The sequence below is a fragment of the Nitrosomonas sp. genome (genome assembly GCF_020852615.1).
Lineage (GTDB): Bacteria > Pseudomonadota > Gammaproteobacteria > Burkholderiales > Nitrosomonadaceae > Nitrosomonas.
Genome location: NZ_JADZAJ010000021.1, coordinates 37834 through 63433, shown reverse-complemented (window position 1 = coordinate 63433; position 25600 = coordinate 37834). Strand labels below are relative to the sequence as shown.

Genomic DNA, 25600 nt, shown 5'->3' with positions numbered 1-25600 from the left:
TGAGGAGCGGCTCTTCAGCTACGCAATCGGTCAAATACCACGATGTGGTCAGTTTCCGACCGGATACCGATTTTTTCACCCATAGCATGATCATGGTGACTGGGAATCAGTGACAGTACGATTTGCCCGCTATCAAGTCGCAGTGTGTAGAGGAATTGTGCACCACGAAATGCTTTGTGCACTACTGCTGCCCGTAACGGGCTATCATCGTCGTGAATGATGTCATCAGGACGGATCAGCAAATCGACCTGTTTACCGGCAATTTCATCTGGTGACTGGCCGGGGTGGTAAATATCGCCGGTAAGTGTACCTAATTCAGTTTCCACCGTTCCGGATTGCGTGATTCTGCCGGGGATCAGTGTGCCCTGCCCGATAAAGTCCGCGATAAAACGATTTGCCGGGCGATGATAGAGTTCATGTGCGCCACTCCACTGCATCATTTTCCCGGCATGCATCACCCCTATTTTATCCGCAACTGCGAAAGCTTCTGCCTGATCATGCGTAACCAGAATCGCAGTGATATTCAGTTTCTTCAGCAGTTCACGAACTTCCTGACTCAGATGCTCACGCAAACTTACGTCAAGATTGGAAAACGGCTCATCCAGCAGTATCAGATCAGGGTAAGGCGCCAGCGCCCGCGCCAGTGCCACGCGCTGCTGCTGGCCGCCAGATAACTCATGCGGGTAACGATCTGCCACTTCTGTCAGGCTGGTAACCTGCAGTAATTCAGCAACACGGAGTGCTCGCTCTGTTTTGGTGCTGCGATGCAAACCAAATCCGATATTAGCAGTGACATTCAGGTGCGGAAACAGTGCATATTCCTGAAATACCATGCCAATTCGCCGCTGCTCGGGGGGGAGAACAAACCCGGGCCGGCTGACGGGGGTTTCATTCAAGCGTATTTCGCCGGATATAATCGGTTCAAACCCGGCAATACAGCGTAAAACTGTGGTTTTGCCACACCCGCTTGGGCCAAGCAGGCAACCAATTTCACCTTTTTCAAGCTCAAATGACAGTTCATCCACAATCACCTGCCGGCCATAGGCATGGCTGATTCTGTCGAGTTTCAGTAATGCACTCATTTCTCTGTCAGGTTTCGGAATGGCGAACTAAAAGAATAATCGGGATCAGTCCGGTCAAAATCAGCGTTAGTGCAGGTAACGCCGCCTGCTCCCACTGTCCCTCGGAAGTCAGTGAAAAAATGCGCACCGCCAGCGTATCCCAGTCAAACGGTCGGGTCATTAATGTAATGGGCATTTCCTTCATGACATCTACGAATACCAGTGTTGCAGCGGTAAACAGACTGCTCTTCAGCATCGGAAAATAAATTGTTTTCAACATTGCCCAGCCGGTAATGCCAAAACCTGTGGCTGCTTCATCGATACTGCGTGTTACCCGCTGCAGTGCGCTTTCCAGCGGGAAGTAGCTGACTGCAAGAAAACGGGTCATATAGGCAACCAGCATGACTGCGAGTGTTCCCTGGATCAGCAACCCGGTTTCAACGCCGGAAATTACCTCAATCCAGTCACTTAGCCGGTTGTCAAGCCATGCCATCGGTATAAATATCCCAACTGCCAGCACTGCCCCGGGTAGAGCATAGCCAACCGTGGCAAGACGGACAGCAAACCGTGAATAACCATCCGGGTAAAGGCGTGCAGCATACGCCAGCATGGCTGCTGCCAGACAGGTCATCAGGGCAGCCAGCACCGAAAGCAGGACAGAATGCCAGGCAAACTCAGGGTAACGTTCGTCAAAACCGGTGGCTGATGAGTTCCAGGCCCATATACTCAGTTGTATGACCGGTAATATAAAGGCAAAAAACAGGACTGTACCGGCAAAAGCGGTAACAGTAATCGCTTGCCAGCCAGTGAGCCGGATACGGTCAGCCTGTGCGCTTTTTTTGTTCTCATAAAAACGCATACGTAAACGAAACCGCTGTTCTGTCAGGATGATGACAAGTACGATCAGAATAAGCAGTGATGCGAGCTGTGAAGCGGTTGACAGCGAGAACATGCCGAACCAGGTTTTATAAATTGCGGTGGTAAACGTATCGTAATTAAAAATGGATACAGCGCCGAAATCAGCCAGTGTTTCCATCAGCGCCAGCATGATTCCTGCAACAATCCAGGGGCGCGCCATTGGCAGTACCACTTTGAAAAAACCTTGCCGGCGATTGAAGCCAAGGGATTGGGCCACTTCCAGTAAACGTTTTCCCTGTGTCAGAAAAGCATCGCGTGAGAGTAAATAAACATAGGGGTAGAAGGCTAATGTCATTACGATGGCTACGCCCGACCCGCTGCGTATATCGGGAAACCAGAGTAAATCAGAGCCAAGCCAGCCACGTAAACTGGTTTGCACTGGCCCGGTATAGTCAAATATGCCGAGAGCGACAAATGCGATGACGTAAGCAGGGATTGCCAGTGGCAGAAACAGTGCCCAGGAAAAAAAACGATACCCCGGAAAAGCGTAAACCGAAGTAAACCAGGCCAGGCTGATTCCCAGGAACGACGTCCCCAATATCACCCCCAGCGAAAGCCACAGGGTATTTGTCAGCAGATTTGGCAGCGTGGTAGTGATCAAATGCTGCCAAATCGCTTCATCCGGTGACAGGAAGGAGGAAAAGACCACACATACCGGAACAAGAACCAGACTTGCTACCAGGAATGGAAAAATACGCCAGGCACGTCTGATTCTGTTCCCGGCTGCGAGACTGTAATGCGGCTGCGCAGCCGGCACTACAGTCGGTACAGTCGGGTTGGTGGAAGAAAAATTGTTTCTCAAACGGGTTTTACTCTAACGGTAGCCTGCACGATCCATCAACCGGACCGCGTCAGGTTGCAGCTCTCCTGCTTTTACAATACTTCTTGAGTCCTGTCTGAAGCTGCCCCAGCTGGTAAATGGCTCACCGTATGTGACTTTTGGATTGGCAGGGTATTCCATATTGAGATCTATGAACATTTTTTGTGCCTGTTCGGAAGAGAGGAATTCCAGTAGCCGGACAGCCGCCGCTTCATGCTTGCTGTAGTGCGTAACACCAGCACCGGAAATATTGACATGCACGCCGGTTGTAGCCTGGTTTGGCCAGAAAATTGCCAGTGGAAGTGCCGGATTTTCCCGCATCAATCGACCATAGTAGTAGGTATTAACCAAAGTCACGTCACAACGTCCTGCCGCAACAAATTCCAGGGCAAGCGTATCATCCGCAACCGGGTCCGTTGCCAGGTTGCTTACCCACCCTTTAACGATACGCTCGGTTTCGGCCTCGCCAAGTTCATCAATCATCATTGCAACCAGTGACTGGTTGTACACCTTCTTGGAAGAACGCAGACACAACCGATGCTTCCATTTCGGATCAGCCAGATCGGCGTAAGTTGATAATTCCTCAGGCTTTACTTTTTTGGTGTTATAGACAATGGTGCGGGCACGAACTGTCAATCCAAACCACAATCCCTGCGGATCACGCAAATTTGCAGGAATATTGGCTTCCAGGACGGGAGAGGTAACCGGCTTCAGTAAGCCGTTACGTGCGGCTTCCCACAAATTTCCGGCATCCACGGTAATGAGCACATCCGCAGGCGTCCTTTTACCTTCCGCAAGCAAACGGGTCAGTAATGCGCCTTCCTTATCCGTGGTGAATTTAACTGTAATTCCCGTTTCTTTGGTGAAGGCATCAAACAAAGGCTTGATCAGCTGTTCGATTCTTGATGAATAAACAATGATTTCTTCTGCCTGTGATGATAGGGGAGCTGCAAACAGAAAAGCAGCGAGTAGAAAACCACTGCACCAGCGGCCAGAACAACCGGAAATGAACGGAAGGGACATGATTTTGACTCCAGAAATTGAATAAACGAAATTAGTGTTCTCTTCAGTGGAGATGAAAGAGAGGAGGTTCAGGAGTCGCCACCCTGTCCGAAAATACGAATAAGCCAGTGCTGCGACAACATCCTGTAACAAGAATAATTATCAATCAGGATTTTTGTCAAGATAAAATACTAAACTGACAGGCGATATGTTTGCCTACTCATCCTGTAAACGTACTGCAAGAACATCACATTTTGCGTAATGCAGTACGCTGCTGGCTGTGGAACCCAGCAGCAGCGCAAGCCCGTGCCTGCCATGCGAACCGACCACGATCAGGTCAGCGTTTTCCTGTCCGGCAATACGGATAATTTCCTTTCCGGGTTCTCCCCAGATCAGCCAGCGCCGCGCAGAATCAATACCTAGCATATCGCCCGCCCGGTTCAATTTTTGTTTTTCAGTTTCCAGCATGGTGTTGGTTACTTCCGTATCTGGCGGGATAACTGTGCCATAAGGTGTATCAGGCATGGGAATATTATCCAACACATGAATCAGGCTTAGCTTTGCACCCGTCAGCAGTTCAAGATCCCTAACCTTCTGAATGATCTGATCGTCTTCGGGTAAAAAATCTATGGCAAGCAGAATATGCTGGTAAACAGACATGGTTTTTTCCTGGCAAGTTGATAAAAGCAGTTAAACAGCTGCATTTTGGCTACGGTCTTTGCAGATAGGCTGAAAGAAAGTCAGCAATACGTGTTTCGTAGCTTTTACCCGCAAAGGTATGCATATTATAGTGGCCGGCACCTTCGACAATCCAAAGCTCCCTGGGGGGCAGGGCTGCATCATACAAGCGTTTCACTTCGGACCGGGTGGTATGTCTGTCAAGCGTGCCTGAAATAAATAATACCGGAATGGCAAGATTACCAATCCGATCAATTGGATTCAGCTGATCAACCGGTAAATCAAGCAAAAAGGAGAAATACGGGAGCAGCAGAAACTGAAGGTATTCCCCTGCTTCTCCCAGATGCAGCCTGAGCCGGTTTGTGACGGCTTCAGTAAATGTCGGGTGCAAAGATTCGAGTATCATGGCATCAAGTCTCAGTGGCGGATTAGCCAGTACGATTGCAGCCGCACCCAGTGTAACGCCGATAGCGCCGATACGATCATGAGGAAAAGTATCCCGGAGGTAGTTCACTGCCGCTGCGACATCCGCTGATTCACGTGCACCAAAAGTAATGCGATCCCCCGGTGTTTCTCCATGTGCCTGTAAATCTATCATCAGTACATGGTAGCCCTGGCTGTTGAGAAATCTCCCCCGGCCAAGCATTTCGAGGCGATTGCTGCGAATGGAATGCACCAGCAGAACAGCACCGTGCCCGCTTGTTCCACGTGCCAGCCAGCCATGTACAACATAATTCCGGTTAACAGGAATCCGGACGGTTTCTACCGGGAAATCCGGCTGTAAAGTCTCAACAGCGGTGGGGGCGGACCCTGTTACGATTTCACCCAATATAACGACTGTGATACTGATGACTGCCAATACCGAGACAGATTGAATCAATATCCAGCGAATTATCCGGTTATACATCGCAAGTTATGATAGTTAAAAACCGGGAAATGTTACCAGCTGGCCATGAGGCTGTTTTCCGGGCATCTCTGAAAATCCGGTTGTGCAAAATGGTGTTTATGCATTGATTAATAAGGGTAAAGTTTTTAAAGGAATTCTTTGTTTAAAGTTCTGCTCCAGTTAGCCGAAAAGAACATTTTTAGGTCTCAATAATCTGAAGGCAAAGTTTGAAGACAACGAAGCGCAAGTTCGAAGAGCCATCTAATAATGGATTATTTGAGTTAAGCTCTCTCCTGCCCCTCAACAAATCGAGCAAACATGCCTGATTTTAATCACCTCACAGACAAGCAGTTTCTCGCCGTTGTATCTGTACTGATGCTCGCCAGCATAAGTCTGGCCGGATGTGTAACAGATCAGCAACGTAAACCCCTGGTATCAGGTCAGTCAGCCAGTCGTGAACCGGAGGCTGCAAAAACGAATGGTACCGAGGTTATTCCGATTCCGGAAAAATTACCACGTCAGCGGATCTACCGTGATGAAATCATAGCGCTGAAACAGAAACTCGCTGAAAAGGACGAGCTGATTCGCAGCCTGAATGCTCGCGAGCAGGGGCAGGCACAAGCGCTGCAGGAAACTGCCAGTGAAATCAGTCGTACCAAGAGCAAACTGCATCGGTTAGCGACACAGCCGGATGCTGCTTCAAAAATTGCTGAAGTGGAAGTCGCGATCAGCGCAGCCAAACAGGCAGGTCTGAATGAAGCTGATTCTGTATTGCAACGCCTGGCACAGCATTTGCTGAATGCGGCAACGGTTGCATATCAGCAAAAAGACTACAGCACCGCGATGAATTATGCAGCTCAATCAGGTGAGCTGATCGATGCGATAGTCAACCCTGCCAGAAAATCAGCAGATGCTCAGGATGCCACAGTGGTTTTTCATGTCTTAATCCCGGTATATATGGCACATGCCACTTACCTGCAGGCAGACCCGGACAGCCACTCCAGGGCGATTACCCTTCTGGAAAAAAATACCCCTTTGACTGCAGTTGCATATAACGGCAGCTGGCTGCGCGTGCAAACCGGGGATGCACTGTCCGGCTGGATTCAAAGCCGGTCAGTGGATGTTCGGGTGAATGGAGTGCAGCAGCGAGGTATATCAAATGACAGGTAGGCGAGCAGCAGACACCATGCAGCGCCGTGATTTATCCGAAAAACCGGTTTTCAGAAGTATTCCGGCCGAGCTGCGAACCATGCCACCGGCAGCTTCTCAAATCAAATCATCTTGAAGCGGATCAAAAGAAAAGTAATTATTGATTGTTTTTCAGTTTCTTTTGTTACAGTATCTCCCCGTTACTTCAACATACATAAAGGTAATTTCATGAACAAGAACAAAGTTATAGCGGTATTGATAGCAGGATTTATCACTTCCGGATGCGCTGATATGAGCGGAACCCAGAAAGGTACTGGTACAGGTGCATTGATCGGTGCCGGGACGGGGGCCGCTATAGGCGCACTGGCCGGGGGCGGTAAAGGTGCTGCTATTGGGGCGGGTGCCGGTGCGGCACTGGGCGCAGGTGCCGGTTACCTGTGGTCTAAACGAATGGAAGAACAAAAAGCACAGATGGAAAGTGCCACTGCCGGTACGGGTGTCGTAGTCTCGCAAACACCGGATAATCGTCTGATGTTAAACATTCCCAGTGATATTTCCTTTGATTCAGGAAGTGCACGAATTAAACCGGATTTTCGTCCGATTCTCGACAGCTTTGCTACCAGCCTGTTGAATAATCCCGGCACGCAGGTAACGATTACCGGTCACACCGACAGCACGGGCAGCGATACTGTCAACAATCCGTTATCAGTCAATCGTGCTGCAAGCACGCGTGAATACCTGGTTGGCCGGGGGGTTCCTTTCCAGCGTATCCAGATCGATGGCCGTGGTTCACATCAGCCGGTCGCCTCTAATGACACTGCTGCAGGCCGGGCAAAAAATCGCCGGGTGGAGATTTATGTTTCAGAAACACGTGCCGGTACAACCCAATAAACTGATTGAAAAAGTGATCAATACTCATGGCTGATACAGAAAATACCAACAAGGAAAAGTGGGAACATGAAACACTGCGAGAACTGGTGTTTGCCTCGTTGAAGGAACAAAGAAAAGCTCGCAACTGGGGTATTTTTTTTCGTTTGCTGACTTTTTCCTATTTGTTTGCGCTGCTCTTCTGGGGGCTGGGCTGGCTGGATACCGAGGTGGCCGGCGGCTCAGGCAAGCACACTGCATTGGTGGACCTGCGCGGTGAAATCACACCTGACAGTTTGAACAGCGCGGAAAATGTGAATGAAGGGCTAAAAAAAGCATTCGAAGACCGTAATACAGCCGGGGTGGTATTACGAATTAACAGCCCGGGAGGAAGCCCGGTTCAGGCAGGCAGTATCAACGATGAAATACGTCGGTTGAGAGCACTGTACCGGGATATTCCGTTATACGTGGTGGTCGAAGATATCTGCGCTTCCGGAGGGTATTATGTTGCGGCGGCGGCTGATAAAATTTTTGTAGATAAGGCCAGCATCGTAGGGTCAATCGGTGTGTTAATGGACGGATTCGGATTCACTGGCACACTTGAAAAACTGGGGGTGGAACGTCGCCTTCTGACAGCGGGTGAAAATAAGGGGTTCCTCGATCCTTTCTCTCCATCTGATCCGGTACAAAGAGAGCATGCAAAAAAAATGCTGGCTGAAATTCACCAGCAGTTTATTCAGGTGGTCAAGAGCGGCAGGAAAGATCGTTTGCAGGATAACCCTGAAATTTTCAGCGGTATGGTGTGGACTGGCGCCAAAAGCATCGAGCTTGGGCTGGCCGATGGCCTGGGTAACGCGGATTATGTTGCCCGGGAAGTTATCCAGGCTGAACGTATCGTTGATTTTACAGTTCAGGAAGGGCTTGCAGAACGCTTTGCCAAGCGGGTTGGCCGGGTGGCAACAGAATTCCTCTCTGAATCCAGATTCACATGGTTTATGCGGTAAGCCGCAATTTGTCCGCGGCACCGGGTTCCGGTTATGCCGGAGTGACCGGCGTCGCGGGCGGGTTGTGTTCTGATCAGCATTTTCACACCGTGGCTCTGCATCGCACTTCTTGCCTCACCCTGCACAACCGGATTTAGAAACCCGGCACAGAAATCTGGCATGACAATCTTTTCAGGGCCGGCTATTTCTCCCGCAGCCGGGTTCGCAAACGGGAAATGGCCTGAGTATGTAACTGGCAGATACGTGACTCGCTTACCCCCAGCACTGTCCCGATTTCACGTAAATTCATTTCCTGTTCGTAATACATACCCATTACCAGCTTTTCCTTGGCCGGCAATTTTTCGATGGCATCGACCAGCAGCTCCCTCAGATTCTTCTCCAGCAGCTGATCCAGCGGTTCATTACTTTGATCGCCGCACAGACGATCGAGAAAATGATCTTCCTCGTCTACCTGAAAATCCTCGTAATAGATTAATTGCCCGCCACCCGCTTCCTGCAGCATTTCCTGATATTCAATCAGCGGTAAATTCATTTCATCCGCAATTTCCTTCTCGCTGGGCGGGTAACCGAGACGTTGTTCCAGCGAGCGCATAGCTGTTTCTATCTGGCGCATTTTTTTGCGCAGGCTGCGCGGCAACCAGTCAGCTTCTCTCAGTTCATCCAGAATCGAGCCACGAATCCGCTGGGCGGCATAGCTTTCAAACTGGCGGCCATAGGAGCCCTCATAACGGTTGATTGCATCCATCAGGCCAATCATTCCTGCCTGAATCAGATCATCCACCTGAACACTGGCTGGCAATCTGGCCATCATGTGATGGGCTATCCGCTTGACCAGAGGGGTATATTCCGTGATGAACTGATCTTTATTTACGATGCCTGTTTCGGTGTACATAAAAACTACCTCACACTGTAAATTCCGCTGCATCAAGATGACTGGTACGAATCAGCCTGCGCATGAAATTTTCCACGCCATCGTTATCTGTCCAGTGCCCTGCACACCGCATCAGCTTTTCAGCCAGCTGGCGGTAACCTGCAGCCGAATCCGATGCCGGGAAAATTTCCACTACCGGCTGACAAAGCCGGGTTGATCGATGCAGCTTGTCATCAAACAAAATACACCCCATCCATTCCAGCCGGACTGTCAGATTCTTTTGTGCAACGCTGGCAATATTCTCGAATATCTCGCGCCCCCTGCTTTCTGACTGCACCTTGTTGACCAGTACCAGAAAATCCCGCCGGGCATATTCTTTACTGATGAGTTTAATCAGTGCATAGGCATCTGTAATTGCCTGACCTGAGCCGGACAGTACAATCAGTACCTGCTGAGAGGCCAGGCTCAGCGGAACGACCCGGCTGCCCCGACCGATTGCGGTATCAATCAGCACCGCGTCCACTGTCTGTGACAGCTCGCTAAAGCATTCAATCAGCCGTTCCTGATCAGCGGGTGCAAGCTTTGCCAGCGAATGAATTCCACGCATTGCCGTCAGAACCATCACCCCTTCCGGCCCTTGGGTCATTACCTGTTCAAGTGTTTTATCCCGGTTGATCACGTGCAGTAAATCGTAGCGTGCACAAAGGCCAAGATTGGCGTTGACGTCCTTGTGGCGCGGATTTTCATCCAGGATCAGTACGCGCTTGCCCATTTTTGCCAGTGCAGTTGCCAGATTAATAACCGAACAGGTTTTACCTACGCCCGATCGCCCGCCCACTACGGCAAACACACGTACGCCGGTATTTGATTCCAGTGCAGTCAGCTCACGTAAACCGGATGCCTGATCCCGGTTAGCGCAAATCATGATTGGCCCCGATACGCGTTTTTTGTCTGGCGGTTGATGGATCCGCAGAATTTCCCGCCATAATCAGTGCAAACTCGGGGTCCTGCAGTGAGAAAGGCGAGTTTTCTGCTGAAGGTTTGAAAATACGGTGTAACAGGTAGCGGGAATTGGCCTCGTGTAAATCTTCCGGAACCTTCTGGCCGTTGGTTACGTAATGCAGCACCAGTTTGCGCCGGATTACCGCATCCAGCGCCACACCCAGGCTCGCTGCTTCATCCACTTTGGTGATGATGCAACCATGAATACCGTGCTGCTGATAGGCGGAAATGACTTCATCCAGTGTGTCGCCACTGCTGGTGGCATTGAGTAACAGCAGGTGTTTTATTTCCGTGCCGCACTGGCTCAGCATGGTGATTTGTTCGGCCAGCATCTGGTCGCGCTGGCTCATGCCAACAGTATCAATCAGCACCATGTGCTTGCCGCGCAACTCATGCAGCATCAGCTGCAGATCGTCGATATCCTTGATGCTGCGTACCGATATACCTAGTAATTTGCCGTAAATGCGCAGCTGCTCATGTCCGCCAATACGGTAGCTGTCGGTGGTCAACAGTGCCACCTTGTCAGCACCATGACGGACGACAGCACGTGCGGCAAGTTTTGCCGTGGTCGTTGTTTTACCAACACCGGTTGGCCCAATCAGCGCATAAATCCCGCCCTGTTCAATAATTTCATCACCGGTGGTCGTCCGTAAATTCAGCGTAAGCAACGCAATGGTCCGCTTTATGCTTTGTTCAAAATCACGGTCAGCCGGCAGCTTTTCCAGCAAATGCCGTGACAGCTGCGGACTGAAACCTGCACTCAGCAGGGTGCGCAATACTTTCGTACTGCCCGGATCACGCTGGGAAAAGCTGCTCCAGCCGATGGTGGTTAACTGCTCTTCCAGCATCTGTTTCATGGACTGAATTTCCTGGATGATGCTGATGCTTTGGCTGTTTACCATCGCCGGAAGTGGCTCTGCCTGCTTTTGTATGGAAGGTGCCGGTTCTTTTTCAGCTGCCGGTTTTTGTTTAATCGCAGCAGCCGTTTTATTTACCGGTTTATTTACAGGTGTGGTGACAGGTGCTACTGGCGGTGTCTCACCGGCCAGACTGGAAATATCCTTGCCTGACAGTGCCAGGATTTCGATGCCACCCGGTACCTGTTTGTTTGACAGAATCACGGCGTCTGCGCCCAATTCATCCTTAACCTTACGCAACACCTCATGGGAAGTGGCGGCCAAAAATTTTCGTACTTTCATTTTTTGTTACCCCCAATGATCGATATAAATTTTATTTTTCTGGTATCCGGAATCTCGGAATGGGCCAGTACCCTCAACTGAGGCAGTGAACGGCGCAGGAAGCGGGACAGCAGCAGGCGGATTGCATCCGGCACCACCAGCACAGCCGGCAATCCAAGCTGTTCCAGTCGCTGGACTGCGCTGGCTGTTTCCCGGGTCAGCGTATCGGCCAGACCGGGCTCGATACCGCCACCTGCTACTGGATCAGATTGAACCACTTGCAGCAGAATGGCTTCCAGCGCAGGTTGCAGGCTCATAACCTGCATTTCTGCACCAGACGGAAAACATTGCTCCACGATAACCCGTCCCAGTGCCACTCTCACCAGGGCCAGCAGCTCGCTGATATCCTGAGTCCGCCCGGCGTGTTCGGTCAGCGTATCGATAATGGTGCGCATGTCACGGATGTTGACGCCTTCTTCCAGTAAATGCTGCAAGATTTTCTGTACCGTTGCCAAAGGCAGCAGCTTGGGAATCAGATCATCCGCCAGCTTGGGTGAGCGCTGGCCCAGATGGTCGAGCAGTTTTTGCAACTCCTCCCGCCCGAGCAGTTCGGAGGCATGCATGCGGATCAGGTGATTCAGGTGAGTAGTGACGACGGTACTGGCATCGACCACGGTATAGCCGCTGGTTTGTGCCAGTTCGCGCTGCTCTGTTTCGATCCAGACAGCAGGCAGCCCGAATGCCGGATCTTCAGTGTTGTTACCCGGCAGCGCCATGGTGACCTGGCCGGGGTTAATTGCCAGAAGCATGCCGTTATAGGATTCTCCCTGACCAATTTCCGAGCCTTTCATCGTGATGCGGTAGCTGTTGGGACGCAGTTCCAGGTTATCGCGGATATGCACTACCGGTGGCAGAAAACCGATTTCCTGTGCAAATTTCTTGCGTATACCGTTGATGCGCTTGAGTAAATCACCCTGACGCTGCTTATCAACCAGCGGGATCAGACGGTAGCCCACTTCCAGCCCGATCGTGTCCACCTGTACCACGTCCTCCCAGCTGGCATCCAGTGCTTCGCTAGTGACAACTTCCGATTCTTCCGGTTTGGATTCCGGCAAAGCAGTGCGTCTGGATACATAGTAAGCAATCATCCCGATGCCTCCCGCCAGCAGTAGAAACACGAAATGCGGCATGCCCGGAACCAGTCCCAGTGCACCGAGAATACCGGCAGCCAGCCACAGCACCTGCGGCTTGTTAAGTAACTGGTTTACAAATTGCTGGCCGAGATCTTCATCGGTACTGACACGGCTGACCATCAGGCCTGCTGCCGTAGAGATGATCAGTGCCGGGATCTGGGCCACAAGACCGTCACCAATCGTCAGCAGCGTGTAGTTTTTGGCAGCGTCGCCAATGTTCAGATCATGCTGCAGTACACCTACGATCAGGCCACCAATAACAGTAATCAGCATGATCAGAATGCCGGCAACAGCATCGCCGCGTACGAACTTGCTGGCACCGTCCATTGAACCGTAGAAATCGGCTTCCTGGGAAACCCGTTCGCGCCGCTTGCGTGCCTCATCTTCCCGGATCAGACCGGCATTGAGATCAGCATCAATCGCCATCTGTTTTCCCGGGATGGCGTCCAGGGTGAAGCGGGCGCTGACTTCAGCAATACGCCCGGCACCCTTGGTGATGACAACAAAATTAATCACCACTAGGATGATAAATACCACCAGGCCCACTGTGTAGTTGCCCCCTACCAGAAAATGACCGAATGCCTCGATGACTTTGCCGGCAGCATCCGGTCCGGTATGGCCGTGCATCAGCACTACCCGGGTGGAGGCCACATTCAGAGAAAGCCGCAGCAGGGTTGTGATCAGCAGAACGGTAGGAAAAACTGCGAATTCGAGTGCATCGCGCGAGTAGAGGCTCACCAGCAGCACGATTACCGCCAGCGCGATATTGAAGGTAAACAGTACATCCAGCACAAAGGGTGGCAGAGGCAATACCATCATCGACAGGATCATGATGATCAGCGCCGGCCCTGCCAGACTTTGCATCTGGCCGCCGCGCACCAGCCCGGCTAAAGACAGAATATTATTCATTCAATATCCACTCTGATAATGATTATGTACTGGCCGGGCAAATTACTGTCCGGCCTGATCCATTCCTTCCGGTATTGCGATTTCCGATGGCAGCTGCGGTGCAGTGCCGCCCGCGGTCTGATACTGTTTCAACTGAAAAACGTAAGCCAGCACGTGTGCCACAGCGGTATAAAGTGTTTCAGGAATCTCTGAATCCAGCTCCACGTGGTGATACAGCGCGCGCGCCAGTGGCGGCACTTCAAGTACCGGGATATGGTTCTCTTTTGCCAGCTCGCGAATTCGTGCTGCAATCAGTTGAGTGCCTTTTGCCACTACTTTCGGTGCACGCATCGAGCCATCCTGATATTTCAGAGCAATGGCATAATGCGTCGGGTTGGTAACCACCACGTCCGCTTTGGGCACTTCCGCCATCATGCGCCGGCGTGCCATCTGACGCTGCATGTTGCGGATGCGTCCCTTGACTTGCGGATCGCCATCATCTTCCTTGGCTTCCTTGCGCAACTCTTCTTTGGACATCCGCAACTGGCGGGTGTGATTCCAGAGCTGGAAGGGCACATCAATCGCGACGATCAGCAGCATGGCACCGACAATCAGTACAAAAGTCAGGATAATCAGTTTTCCCACGCTGATCAGACCGATGTCCAGCGGCATGCCTGTCAGATCAAGCACGTCCTGTTTGTGATTCCAGATCACCATGGCGGCGACGCCACCAATGACAGACGCCTTGGCGATGGCCTTGACCAGCTCAACCAGTCCACGCGATGAAAATACTCTTTTAAGCCCATTGACCGGATTAAGACGCTTGAAATCCGGCAGCAATGCCTTGGAGCTGAACAGCCACCCGCTGAGCAGCATGGGTGCTGCAAATGCAACGATAATCAGCCATCCAAACAGAGGAGCCATGGCCAATAATCCATCGAGTGCCAGCTGAAACAGCCGGGGCAGTAACCGTGCCGGATTGAAAGCCACCTCCTGCTCCATGCGCAGGCCATTTTCCAGAATGGCAGACAGTTTCTGCATGAGCAGGGAACCGGTTACCCATAAACCGCCGGAGGCTGCAATCAGCATGGTGAACGTGGTCAATTCCTGCGAACGTGGCACCTGCCCTTCTTCTCTGGCTTTCTCCAGACGTTTGGGCGAGGCCGGTTCAGTGCGTTCAAGATCGCTATCGTCTGCCATGGCGGATTCCTTTCAATGAGACGGAATTATCCGTGCCTGCCCGGAATGTGATGCGGCAAACAAGCGAGGATTTAGGCTGCTAATCGGGTGATCCCGGAGAAAATATGACAGGATTTAACAAAGACAGACACAATCCGGGCTGTGATTAACCTGAAGCGGCTGGTTGATTTCCGGAAGAGATCGGGGGGAATTTTCTGACGCCCCAAACAGGCTGAATTGCTGCTGCCCGGGGTGATTTTAGGAAAAACGGGACAATGTCAACAGGAAAGCATGCTTTCCTGAAGAAATTAAGCCCAATCCGGCCGCGATTACCGTTGTGCTGCAGAATTTATTGAAAATATCGGGTTATTCAGGTGCCTGGCAGGGAATATGCGATTCTTTATTTTTCATTTATTTCAGGCAACCAGCGCTTCCAGTGGGGGCGTGTAAGGTAATCCGAAAGCTTCAGCAACTGCCGGGTGTGTCACCTGTCCATGGTGTGTATTGAGACCATTTAGCAGTGCCTGATTATTGCGCAAGGCTGCCAGGCCATCATTTGCCAGTGTGGCGACATAGCTGGCAGTCTGGTTGTTCAGTGCAAACGTGCTGGTGCGTGGTACCGCACCGGGCATATTGGCCACGCAGTAATGCAATACCCCGTCAACTTCGAAAACCGGGTGGCTGTGCGTGGTAGGCCGGGTAGTTTCCACACATCCTCCCTGATCGACTGCTACATCGACAATCACTGAACCGCTGCGCATTTTCGGCAGCATTTCTCTTGTGATTAGCCAGGGTGACCGCCCGCCGGGGATCAGGATTGCGCCAATGATCAGATCGGCTTCGTAAACGGCCTGACGTACATTGATGGCATCGCAGTAACGGGTTTGCAGCCGTCCGGAAAAGCGGTCATCCAGTGCTTTCAGGCGATCATGGTTAATATCCAGCGCTGTTACTGCTGCGCCCATACCGGCGGCGACTGTCGCGGCATTGGCACCGACCACACCGGCCCCCAGAATAACGACATTAGCCGGTGCAACGCCCGGAACACCTCCCATCAGAACGCCTCGGCCACCCTGTGTTTTCAGCAGATAGGTTGCGCCAATCTGTACTGCCATACGTCCTGCCACTTCGCTCATGGGTGTCAGTAACGGAAGTGCGCCTGATGCTGTCTGTACGGTTTCATAGGCTATTGCGCTGGTACCGCTGGTGAGCAGCTTTTCTGTCAGGATTCTGTTTGAGGCCAGGTGCAGGTAAGTGAACAGCAGTAAATCTTTTCGCAGATATTGATACTCCGATTCGGTCGGTTCCTTTACCTTGACCACCAGCTCCGCTGCCCAGGTGTCTTCAGCCTGTTTCACAATTTCCGCCCCGGCATCACGATAATCCTGATCAGAAATGACGCTGCCTGCACCTGCTCCGGTTTCGACCAGAATACGATGGCCGCGACCAATCAGTGTGTGCACGCTGCCTGGTGTCAGCCCGACCCGGTATTCATCTGCTTTTGTTTCTTTGGGTAATCCAATAATCATTTACGCCCTAAGCCTTTCATTTGATTTTGATGATTAAGCTGCAAATACGCCAATTCTGATGTTTATTTTTAATGTTTATGCCAGTTCCACCCATACTGGTGCATGATCGGACGGGCGTTCCAGTTTTCTGGGGGTTTTATCCACCTGCCAGGCAGTACAGCGATCTGCCATTTCACGGCTCAACAGAATGTGGTCAATGCGTAACCCCCGGTTTCGGCGGAAAGCCATCATGCGATAATCCCACCAGGTGTAGGTTTTTTCCGGCTGTTCAAACAGGCTAAAACTGTCAACAAAGCCTGTGTCCAGCAATCCGCGAAATGCCTGCCGCTCGGGTTCGCTGCACAACACTTGCCCTCGCCAGGCTTCAGGATCATAAACATCGCGATCTTCCGGAGCAATATTGAAATCGCCCAGCAAGGCCACCTGGCCGTAACGTGCCTGTTCCTGCTGCAGAAAATGGTGTAACCGGGATAGCCATTCCAGCTTGTAAGTGTATTTTTCCGAATCGACATGTTCGCCATTTGGCACGTAAGCGCAAATGATGCGCAAGTCTCCATAGGTGGCTGCAATCAGCCTTTTCTGCACATCGTCCGGGCCGGGCAAAGCAGTACAGACATCACTCCCGGCTTCCTTACTCAGCAGGGCAACACCGTTGTAGGTTTTTTGCCCGATAAAGGTTGAGTGGTAGCCTGCCTGTGCAATGTCATCCATCGGAAAAAACTCGTCCTGAAGCTTGGTTTCCTGCAGGCATAACACATCCGGCTGATTGAGGTTCAGCCAGTTGATCACCTGTGGCAGGCGAACCTTGAGCGAATTCACATTCCAGGTAGCAATTTTCATGATTTGTTCTGATTGTTACTCAAATAACCGGGCTGAAAATACTATCATCAATTCCAGCAGTTACATGACTGGATAGGGGTGTGATAAGTAAACTGCAGCAGAATAGCAGCTATAATGGCGGCCCTTGTTAAACGGAGATGGAAATGAAAAAAACGATCGGGTTGTTGGCGGTTTCTGCAGTAATCGGACTGACAGGCTGTGCAAAAACGGATACTTACACACCACCTGCCAACGCCAGTGGCGAGGATATTTTTTATGCGAACTGTACGAAATGTCATAAACCGGAAACAGATGGCAAGGTGATGGCCTTGAGTTCCAAGATGGCCACTAAAGAAGCCATTATCGAGAAGGTGAATAAAGGTGGAATGACAATGAGTTCTTTCCCCAACATTACCGGAGAACCGGCGCAGCGTCTGGCTGAATTTATTCTGGCAAACAGCAGAACCAAATAATTTCCAGCCGGGAAACCGACTGCGGAATTGCTGATTCCACCTTCTGCTGAAAGTGGAATCAGTCCAGCCGTTCGATTGTCATGCGCCGGGGAATACTTACAGGCCACTGCAGTTGTTCCCGAATGACACCAGCAAAAGCTTCAGCATTATCGGGCTCGCCATGAACGACAAATGTTTTCAGGGGCGGCCGGTGGAATCCCTTTAACCAGTTGAGCAACTCCTGCTGATCCGCGTGGGCGGAGAGTCCGCCAACAGTATGAATCGATGCGCGCACAGGGATTTGTTCACCAAAAATACGCACATTTTTGTTGCCATCCACCAGCTTGCGACCCAATGTTTCTGCCGCCTGAAAGCCGGTAAACAAAATACTGCATTCGGGCCTGGGCAGATTGTATTTCAGGTGATATTTAATACGCCCGGCATTACACATACCGCTGGCGGAGATAATAATTGCACCGGATCGTATGTGATTGAGCCGGATTGAGTCCTCAATTTCCTGTGTGAGATGGATGTGCAGGTTTTCATTGTGCTGATCGTGCCAGTTCAGCGCATTGATGGTTTCCCTGTCGAGTAATTCCCTGTGGCTGAGCGTAATTTCTGTAACAGCCAGGGCCATGGGTGAATCCACATAAACCTCCATGGTGCCCAGTCGTCCCTGTCGCTGCAGATCGGCCAGCAGAAACAGCAGATCCTGAGTACGACCAACTGAAAAAGCCGGCACGATGATGTTGCCGCGGTTTTTCGTGAGCGTCCGGTTAATGATTTCCACCAGCTCATCACGTGTATCCTGCATGCTGCGGTGACAGCGGTTGCCGTAAGTGGATTCAACCAGCAGGTAATCAGCTTCCTGGATGAGCGTCGGATCGCGCACGATTGGATGACCTCGCTGTCCCAGATCGCCCGAGAAAACAATTTTTTTATGCTGCGGACCTGATTTCAGCCAGACCTCAATAATGGCTGATCCGATAATGTGCCCGGCATCGCGAAACTGGCAACGTACCGATGGATGTGGCTGACAGGGTTCATCGTAATTGATGCGGCGTATTTGTCTGAGAAAGGTTTCGGCCTGAGTAACCGTATAAAGCGGTGTATGTTTATGATTCAACGAGCGTTTATTACGCAACGCCGTTTTGGTATGCCATTCCGCTTCTTTTTCCTGAATATGGGCGCTGTCCCTCAGAATAACGGCGAGCAAATCAGCCGTGGCGCCAGTCATGTAGACAGGCCCCCGGAAGCCCAGTACAGCCAGGCGCGGCAATAATCCGGAATGATCCACATGTGCGTGGGTCAGTAAAACAAAATCGATTGTTTCGGGATTAAAGTCGATTGCAGTACTGTTTTTGTGATCGGCATCCCGCCCGCCCTGAAACATGCCGCAATCCACCAGGAAACGGACCTCTGCCGTTTCAACCAGATAGCATGACCCGGTGACTTCTCCTGCTGCACCCAGAAAAGTGATCTGCATGGGCGAGTTATATTTCATTGAGAATGTTCAGAATGGCCTGTGACATGAGTACCATTTCTTCTTCATTAATGATATACGGCGGCATAATGTAGACTGAATTTCCCATAGGGCGTATCAGAAGCTGATGCTTCAGCCCGGCCTGTGCAAACCGGTGTGTGAAATCCGGTTGGGGGTTTTCGACTTCAAAGGCCCAGATCATGCCGCAGTTACGAAAGTGTCTGACGCTCGGATGTGCCTGGACGGGCTGCAGGCATTGGTTGAGAAAACCGGCTTTGTGGCGGTTCATTTCGATCACGTTATCCTGCTCAATGATATCAAGTGTGGCCAGTGCAGCGCGGCAGGCAAGTGCATTGCCGGAGTGTGAATGTGAATGAAGAAAAGCCCGGCTGGCCTGGTCGTTATAGAACGTCTGGTAAACCGTATCATTGGTCAGAACAACGGATAATGGCAGATATCCGCCGCTCAACCCTTTGGCAAGACACATAAAATCCGGGGTGACAGCCGCCTGTTCGCAGGCAAACAGGGTGCCTGTCCGGCCGAATCCCACTGCGATTTCATCTGCAATCAGGTGAACCCGGTAGGTATTGCAGATTTCCCGTGCACGCTGCAGGTAAACCGGATGATACATTCCCATTCCGACGGCTCCCTGTACCAGTGGCTCCAGAATCAGCGCGGCTGTACTGGCATGATGCTCTGCAAGGTGTTTTTCCAGTTCAGCAGCAGCTCTCAGTGCATACGCTTCCGGCGTTTCTCCGGTTTCAGCAAAGCGCCAGTCAGGTGTGCGCACTACATGGGCGGGACGTAACAATGGTGCATAAACCTGCCGAAAAATCGGCACATCAGTGACCGATAATGCTCCCAGGGTTTCTCCGTGATAACCGTTTTGTAAATTAACAAATTGAGTCTTTTGAGGGAAACCGCTTTGCTGCCAGTAATGAAAACTCATTTTGAGTGCGATTTCATTGGCTGATGCGCCATCGCTGGCATAAAAACAGTGACTTAAATCACCTGGTGTTATGGTACTTAGCCGTGCTGACAACTCGACAACCGGTTCATGCGCCAGCCCGGCCAGCATGGCGTGTTCCAGCTTACCCAGCTGATCGATGATGGCGGCATTGATGCGGGGGTTGCAGTGTCCAAACAAATTAACCCACCATGAACTGATGGTATCCAGATACCGTTTCCCATCAGCATCATGTAACCAGATTCCTTTTCCTCTGGTAATCAGTACAGGGGGATAGGCTTCATGATGTTTCATTTGGGTACAGGGGTGCCAGACAGCGCACCGGTTATGCAAAGCTGATTTTTTATCGTTCACGGGCTTGAAATTCCTTATGACAGTCTCTATTATTAGCACTCACTGACGTTGAGTGCTAACAGTCCGTTTGCTTACACTCAACAGGTGCAGGTGCTTATTGGATCAAATAATAAAATTTCTAATCACTTTCGTTAATCATTGTAGGAGAAAAGGACTATGAATATCCGCCCTTTGCATGATCGTGTAATTGTCAAGCGACTGGAAGAAGAGCGCAAGACAGCATCCGGCATCGTCATTCCTGATACCGCGGCAGAAAAGCCGGATCAGGGTGAGATTATCGCCGTTGGCAAAGGAAAAGTGGGTGAAGATGGCAAAATCCGCGCACTGGAGGTCAAAGTTGGCGACAAGGTGCTGTTTGGAAAGTATGCCGGTCAAGCCGTGAAAATTAAGGGTGAAGAATTCCTGGTGATGCGTGAAGAAGACATCATGGGTGTGATTGAAGGTTAATGGATTATTAAATTAAATAACCAACTGAAATCGGGAGAAAAATATGGCAGCTAAAGAAGTGAGATTTGGTGATTCAGCACGTCATGCCGTGATCAATGGCGTAAACGTTCTGGCAGATGCAGTTAAAGTAACCCTGGGGCCCAAAGGCCGTAATGTCGTACTGGAGCGTTCATACGGCGCCCCGACCATCACCAAGGATGGTGTATCGGTTGCCAAAGAGATCGAGCTGAAAGACAAGTTCGAGAATATGGGTGCGCAAATGGTCAAGGAAGTCGCCAGTAAAACCTCGGATACCGCGGGCGATGGTACAACGACTGCAACGGTATTGGCACAGTCCATCGTCAAGGAAGGTATGCGCTATGTGGCTGCCGGAATGAATCCGATGGATCTGAAGCGTGGTATTGAAAAAGCAGTGGCTGTTGCGGTAGAGGAGCTGAAAAAACTGTCCAAACCCTGTTCCACCAGTAAGGAGATTGCCCAGGTAGGCAGCATTTCCGCCAACTCTGATACGGAAATCGGCAAGATTATTGCTGAAGCGATGGATAAGGTCGGTAAGGAAGGTGTGATTACCGTTGAAGACGGTTCCGGTCTGGAAAATGAGCTGGATGTTGTGGAGGGAATGCAGTTCGATCGCGGTTATCTTTCCCCTTACTTTGTCAGCAGTGCAGACAAGCAGATTGCGGCGCTGGAAAGTCCGTTCGTTCTGTTGCACGACAAAAAAATCTCCAACATCCGTGATCTTTTGCCGGTGCTGGAACAAGTGGCAAAAGCGGGCAAGCCTTTGCTGATTATTGCCGAAGATGTGGATGGTGAAGCGCTGGCTACGCTGGTAGTTAACAATATTCGCGGTATTCTCAAAACTTGCGCAGTTAAGGCGCCCGGTTTTGGTGATCGCCGTAAAGCCATGCTGGAAGATATTGCAGTCCTGACTGGTGGTACTGTGATTGCAGAAGAAGTCGGCTTATCACTGGAAAAAGCCCGCCTGGAAGATCTGGGTCAGGCAAAACGCATCGAAGTCGGCAAAGAAAACACCACCATTATTGATGGCGCAGGTGATGCCAAGACCATTGAAGCGCGCGTTGCTCAGATTCGTAAGCAGATTGAGGAAGCGACCAGCGATTACGATCGTGAAAAACTTCAGGAGCGCGTGGCCAAGCTGGCGGGTGGTGTTGCGCTGATCAAAGTCGGTGCAGCAACTGAAGTGGAAATGAAAGAGAAAAAAGCACGTGTTGAAGATGCTTTGCATGCAACCCGTGCAGCAGTTGAGGAAGGTATTGTTCCGGGAGGTGGTGTTGCATTGTTGCGTACTATTAATGCTGTCAGCAAGGCTAAGGGCGATAATCACGACCAGGATTCCGGCATCAAGATCGTTCTGCGTGCAATGGAAGAACCGCTGCGCCAAATCGTGACCAATTGCGGTGACGAGGCTTCCGTGGTTGTCAATAGAGTCAAGGAAGGCCAGGGTACCTTTGGCTACAATGCGTCAACCGGCGAATATGGTGACCTCGTTGCCATGGGTGTTCTGGATCCGACCAAAGTAACCCGCTCTGCTCTGCAGAATGCAGCATCAGTTGCCGGGCTGATCCTGACAACAGATGCTATGGTTGCCGAGATTCCGAAAGAAGATGCACCCGGAGCTGGCGCCGGTATGGGCGGTATGGGTGGCATGGGCGGTATGGACATGTAATCGACCACGACCGGTCTATCTGTTTGTAATCGGGAACCACAACGGATCGGTAGGCAAAATACCGGCCGTTGTGGTTTTTGGTTTTTTATCGATCGTGCTGGAAAACGCTATTGGATACTTTGAAAACATATTCGGGTGGCCGTAATTTACTTGCAGACAGGGTTATCCTGGTTACGGGCGCCGGACAGGGTATTGGACGTGCTGCTGCTCTGGCTTATGCGGAACACGGCGCCACAGTTATTCTTCATGGCCGTAAAACCGGGAAACTTGAACAGGTGTACGATGAAATCGAAGCGCTTGGCAAAGCTTCCGCAGTTATTTTACCGTTTGATTATGAGCAGGCAACAGAAGCTACTGTTGCCGAGCTGACTGAGGCGATTGCCTCTCAGCTCGGCAGGCTGGATGGTATTCTGCACAATGCCGCCTGGACTTATGGTCCGATGCCGCTTGCTTTTCATACATCTGAGCATTGGCAGACCATTATGGCAGTTAATCTGCTGGTGCCCGCCATGCTGACTCGTGCTTGCTTTCCATTGCTCAATGCATCTCCGGATGCCAGTGTGATCATGACAGGAGATACTCACGGCCAGGCTCCTGCCGCTTATTGGGGAGCTTTTGCAGTGGCGAAGGCAGGTGTTGAGGTGCTGGTTAAAATTCAGGCCGGGGAGTGGGAGATGTATCCGAATTTGCGGGTCAATGCATTGATCCCCGGTGCCGTAGATACACCACAGCGTACAAAAACGCACCCTGGCAGCAATAATCGTTTGTTGCCCAAACCGGCGGATTTGATGGAAACCTATCTTTTCCTGATGGGGCCGGATAGTGTCGGCATAACCGGCAAAACCTTCAGCGGTCAGAAGGAACAAGGCACATAGCGGGCAGGAAATCAGCGATGCCTGCTGGAAGAAGGTATAATCGGCCGCAAAAGGTTGTGGTGTGATCGGTTGCGTGGAAGTTCATATTGCAGCTATGCAGGTAGCAGTTTTGGCAGCAGGTGATCCTTTTTTTAAAAGGACACAGGTCTTGTCCCCGGAATAACCGGCGCGCGAAAGTGGCGGAATTGGCAGACGCACCAGATTTAGGTTCTGGCGCCGATGAGGTGTGGGGGTTCGAGTCCCCCCTTTCGCACCATGGAAAGGATCCGGCCAAATTGAGTGCAGCATGATCGTACCGCTTGTTTGATTAAAGTTACTTATCAGTTCAGGAAAACAGATGCAGACACAAGGGGAAGCCTCCAACCCGCTGGAGCGCATTATTGAACTTTCTGTTTCACGAGAAAAAGTTGAGGTTGAGGTAGGGGTACGACTGAAGCGCCTGGCTCCCAGGGTCAAGATTCAGGGATTCCGTCCGGGCAAGGTTCCGTTAAAAATGGTAATTCAGCAATACGGTCACCAGATCGAGCATGAAGTGCTGAGTGAGCTGTTGCAGCAGCAGTTTAGTGAGGTGGTTAATCAGGAAAAATATCGTGTTGCAGGTGTTCCGGATTTTGAATCTAAAAATTCGGGTGTAAGTGACGCAACAAGCTATGAGTTTCGTGCAACCTTTGAAATCTATCCTGATGTTGAATTGGGAGACTTAAGCTCAATTACGGTTAATAAACCGGCTTTACAGATCGGGGATGCTGAAATCCAGAAAACACTGGATATTCTGCGCAAACAGCGAGCCGCTTATGAACCAGCTGAGCGTCCGGCACAAACGGGTGACCGGGTTACTGTTGATTACCAGGGGCTGCTTGACGGAGAAGCTTTCCCCGGTGGGAAAGCGAGCAACTATAGCGTTATCCTTGGAGATGGACACCTGCTTGCTGATTTTGAATCAGCCATTCAAGGTATGACCGTGGGGCAGGAAAAAACATTTGATATGACTTTCCCTGCGGATTATCCGGGTAAAGATATTGCTGGAAAGAAGGTCAGTTTTACTGTCAGACTCAATCAACTCGAAGCTCCCAGGCTGCCGGAGGTTGATAGCGAATTTGCCAAAGCGTTAGGTATCCCGGAGGGGGATATTGATAGAATGCGATCGGAAATAAAGGCTAATCTTCAACGTGAAACGGCCCAGCGTATTCGTAACAGGCTCAAGGAACAAATCATGCAAGCCTTGCTGGATAAGGTTTCGATACAGGTTCCCAGAGTTCTGATCCGGCAGGAGGCGGATCGGCTGGTTGAGGAAATGCAAAGTACGCGTACTGCGCGCGGTCTTCATAAAGATCCGAATTTACAGCGGGACATGTTTCTGGAAAAAGCCGAGCGACGCGTCAGATTGGGTCTTATTTTATCCGAGCTAATTAATACGCACGAATTGGGTGTCAAGCCTGAACAGATTAAAAGTTTTATCGAAGAACATGCCCAGGGTTATGAAAATCCTGAGCAGGTTGTCAAATGGCATTACGCATCACCAGAGCGCCTTAAGGAAATTGAGCCGCTTGTACTGGAGGATAATGCCGTATTATGGTTGTTGGATAATGCAAAAGTTGTTGATCAGAATGTTACCTTTGACGAATTGATGGGACATACCTATGCAGTCAACAGTTGATCAGGAGAAAGGTGGATTGGATACGGCAGGGTTAGGTTTAATCCCCATGGTTATCGAAACCAGTGGCAGGGGGGAGCGCGCCTATGATATTTATTCGAGGCTGCTCAGGGAGAGGATTATTTTCCTCGTGGGACCTGTTACAGAATCTTCCGCCAATCTGGTGGTTGCCCAGCTTCTGTTTTTGGAATCTGAAAATTCAGAGAAAGATATTTTCCTGTATATCAATTCTCCCGGCGGTCTTGTGACAGCGGGTTTGGCTGTATATGACACCATGCAATTCATCAAGCCGGATGTCAGTACGCTTTGTATAGGCCAGGCGGCCAGTATGGGGGCGCTGTTACTGACAGCAGGTGCCAAAGGAAAGCGTTACTGTCTGCCAAATTCGCGTGTCATGATTCACCAGCCAATGGGCGGGTTTCAGGGGCAGGCATCCGATATAGAGATACATGCGAAGGAAATTCTGGCGCTGAAAAGCCGATTAAATGAAATTATGGCCAAACATACCGGTCAAACAGTCAAGGCTGTTGAGCGGGATACGGATCGTGACAATTTTCTTGGTGCAGAGGCTGCGGTAAAGTATGGTCTGGTGGATGCGGTATTGACCAGTAGAGAAGTAAAACAGAAATAAAACCAG

At 50.8% G+C, this 25600-nt stretch carries 23 protein-coding genes and 1 tRNA gene; 10 read left to right on the top strand and 14 right to left on the bottom strand.

Going from position 1 to position 25600, the window contains the following annotated elements:
* Nucleotides 1-14 precede the first annotated feature (14 nt).
* From IT527_RS04630 to IT527_RS04610, 5 genes are all read right to left on the bottom strand, one after another.
* Nucleotides 15-1082, bottom strand: a complete 1068-nt coding sequence (locus IT527_RS04630) for an ABC transporter ATP-binding protein (RefSeq protein ID WP_292967172.1) — start codon at nucleotides 1080-1082, stop codon at nucleotides 15-17.
* 7 nt (nucleotides 1083-1089) lie between these two features.
* The gene (locus IT527_RS04625; protein ID WP_292967243.1) at nucleotides 1090-2649 is read right to left on the bottom strand and encodes an iron ABC transporter permease; all 1560 of its coding nucleotides are present in this window, start codon (nucleotides 2647-2649) and stop codon (nucleotides 1090-1092) included.
* A gap of 144 nt (nucleotides 2650-2793) precedes the next feature.
* On the bottom strand, nucleotides 2794-3822 hold the full coding sequence (locus tag IT527_RS04620; RefSeq protein WP_292967170.1) for an extracellular solute-binding protein: 1029 nt from the start codon (nucleotides 3820-3822) through the stop codon (nucleotides 2794-2796).
* Between the two features lie 195 nt (nucleotides 3823-4017).
* Nucleotides 4018-4461 carry a universal stress protein gene (locus IT527_RS04615; RefSeq protein WP_292967168.1) on the bottom strand — a complete coding sequence of 148 codons (444 nt, stop codon included), beginning with the start codon at nucleotides 4459-4461 and terminating at the stop codon, nucleotides 4018-4020.
* Nucleotides 4462-4510: 49 nt separating this feature from the next.
* Entirely contained in the window at nucleotides 4511-5359 is an 849-nt protein-coding gene (locus IT527_RS04610; protein ID WP_363278048.1) for an alpha/beta hydrolase, read from the bottom strand.
* A 324-nt stretch (nucleotides 5360-5683) separates the two neighbouring features.
* Between IT527_RS04610 and IT527_RS04605 the strand changes: the two genes are divergently transcribed.
* From IT527_RS04605 to IT527_RS04595, 3 genes are all read left to right on the top strand, one after another.
* Nucleotides 5684-6535: an SH3 domain-containing protein gene (locus IT527_RS04605; RefSeq protein ID WP_292967164.1), complete on the top strand. Its 852-nt coding sequence runs from the start codon at nucleotides 5684-5686 to the stop codon at nucleotides 6533-6535.
* A gap of 207 nt (nucleotides 6536-6742) precedes the next feature.
* Entirely contained in the window at nucleotides 6743-7405 is a 663-nt protein-coding gene (locus tag IT527_RS04600; RefSeq protein ID WP_292967162.1) for an OmpA family protein, read from the top strand.
* Between the two features lie 26 nt (nucleotides 7406-7431).
* The gene (locus IT527_RS04595) at nucleotides 7432-8385 is read left to right on the top strand and encodes a S49 family peptidase (protein WP_292967160.1); all 954 of its coding nucleotides are present in this window, start codon (nucleotides 7432-7434) and stop codon (nucleotides 8383-8385) included.
* A 181-nt stretch (nucleotides 8386-8566) separates the two neighbouring features.
* Here the strand turns inward: IT527_RS04595 and IT527_RS04590 are convergent, their stop codons facing one another.
* The 7 genes from IT527_RS04590 to xth form a co-directional block, all read right to left on the bottom strand.
* On the bottom strand, nucleotides 8567-9277 hold the full coding sequence (locus IT527_RS04590; RefSeq protein WP_292967158.1) for an RNA polymerase sigma factor FliA: 711 nt from the start codon (nucleotides 9275-9277) through the stop codon (nucleotides 8567-8569).
* A 10-nt stretch (nucleotides 9278-9287) separates the two neighbouring features.
* The gene (locus IT527_RS04585) at nucleotides 9288-10181 is read right to left on the bottom strand and encodes an AAA family ATPase (RefSeq protein ID WP_292967156.1); all 894 of its coding nucleotides are present in this window, start codon (nucleotides 10179-10181) and stop codon (nucleotides 9288-9290) included.
* Nucleotides 10168-11457, bottom strand: a complete 1290-nt coding sequence (gene flhF / locus IT527_RS04580) for a flagellar biosynthesis protein FlhF (protein ID WP_292967154.1) — start codon at nucleotides 11455-11457, stop codon at nucleotides 10168-10170. Before flhF ends, IT527_RS04585 begins: the two co-directional genes overlap by 14 nt.
* Nucleotides 11454-13538, bottom strand: coding sequence for a flagellar biosynthesis protein FlhA (gene flhA / locus IT527_RS04575; protein ID WP_292967152.1), 2085 nt, complete (start codon nucleotides 13536-13538; stop codon nucleotides 11454-11456). Before flhA ends, flhF begins: the two co-directional genes overlap by 4 nt.
* Before the next feature lie 42 nt (nucleotides 13539-13580).
* Nucleotides 13581-14717 carry a flagellar biosynthesis protein FlhB gene (gene flhB / locus IT527_RS04570; RefSeq protein ID WP_292967150.1) on the bottom strand — a complete coding sequence of 379 codons (1137 nt, stop codon included), beginning with the start codon at nucleotides 14715-14717 and terminating at the stop codon, nucleotides 13581-13583.
* 395 nt (nucleotides 14718-15112) lie between these two features.
* Nucleotides 15113-16225: an alanine dehydrogenase gene (gene ald, locus IT527_RS04565; RefSeq protein WP_292967148.1), complete on the bottom strand. Its 1113-nt coding sequence runs from the start codon at nucleotides 16223-16225 to the stop codon at nucleotides 15113-15115.
* A 75-nt stretch (nucleotides 16226-16300) separates the two neighbouring features.
* Nucleotides 16301-17065 (bottom strand): exodeoxyribonuclease III, encoded by a 765-nt coding sequence (gene xth, locus IT527_RS04560; RefSeq protein WP_292967146.1) that lies wholly within the window; start codon nucleotides 17063-17065, stop codon nucleotides 16301-16303.
* A gap of 143 nt (nucleotides 17066-17208) precedes the next feature.
* On the opposite strand from xth, the gene IT527_RS04555 reads away from it, so the two are divergent.
* Nucleotides 17209-17517, top strand: coding sequence for a cytochrome c (locus IT527_RS04555; RefSeq protein WP_292967144.1), 309 nt, complete (start codon nucleotides 17209-17211; stop codon nucleotides 17515-17517).
* Nucleotides 17518-17575: 58 nt separating this feature from the next.
* Here the strand turns inward: IT527_RS04555 and IT527_RS04550 are convergent, their stop codons facing one another.
* Both IT527_RS04550 and bioA read right to left on the bottom strand, forming a co-directional pair.
* A complete protein-coding gene (locus IT527_RS04550; RefSeq protein ID WP_292967241.1) occupies nucleotides 17576-18982 on the bottom strand; it encodes an MBL fold metallo-hydrolase in 1407 nt (468 codons plus the stop codon).
* 7 nt (nucleotides 18983-18989) lie between these two features.
* Nucleotides 18990-20300 carry an adenosylmethionine--8-amino-7-oxononanoate transaminase gene (bioA, locus tag IT527_RS04545; protein WP_292967142.1) on the bottom strand — a complete coding sequence of 437 codons (1311 nt, stop codon included), beginning with the start codon at nucleotides 20298-20300 and terminating at the stop codon, nucleotides 18990-18992.
* Between the two features lie 156 nt (nucleotides 20301-20456).
* Between bioA and groES the strand changes: the two genes are divergently transcribed.
* The 6 genes from groES (at nucleotide 20457) to clpP (ending at nucleotide 25594) form a co-directional block, all read left to right on the top strand.
* Nucleotides 20457-20747: a co-chaperone GroES gene (gene groES, locus IT527_RS04540; RefSeq protein WP_292967140.1), complete on the top strand. Its 291-nt coding sequence runs from the start codon at nucleotides 20457-20459 to the stop codon at nucleotides 20745-20747.
* A gap of 43 nt (nucleotides 20748-20790) precedes the next feature.
* Nucleotides 20791-22434 (top strand): chaperonin GroEL, encoded by a 1644-nt coding sequence (gene groL, locus IT527_RS04535; RefSeq protein ID WP_292967138.1) that lies wholly within the window; start codon nucleotides 20791-20793, stop codon nucleotides 22432-22434.
* 110 nt (nucleotides 22435-22544) lie between these two features.
* Nucleotides 22545-23309, top strand: a complete 765-nt coding sequence (locus IT527_RS04530) for an SDR family oxidoreductase (RefSeq protein ID WP_292967136.1) — start codon at nucleotides 22545-22547, stop codon at nucleotides 23307-23309.
* Nucleotides 23310-23479: 170 nt separating this feature from the next.
* Nucleotides 23480-23565, top strand: a tRNA-Leu gene (locus tag IT527_RS04525).
* Nucleotides 23566-23646: 81 nt separating this feature from the next.
* A complete protein-coding gene (gene tig / locus IT527_RS04520) occupies nucleotides 23647-24966 on the top strand; it encodes a trigger factor (protein WP_292967134.1) in 1320 nt (439 codons plus the stop codon).
* A complete protein-coding gene (gene clpP, locus IT527_RS04515; RefSeq protein ID WP_292967132.1) occupies nucleotides 24950-25594 on the top strand; it encodes an ATP-dependent Clp endopeptidase proteolytic subunit ClpP in 645 nt (214 codons plus the stop codon). The genes tig and clpP overlap by 17 nt, the downstream gene beginning before the upstream one ends.
* Nucleotides 25595-25600: the final 6 nt, after the last annotated feature.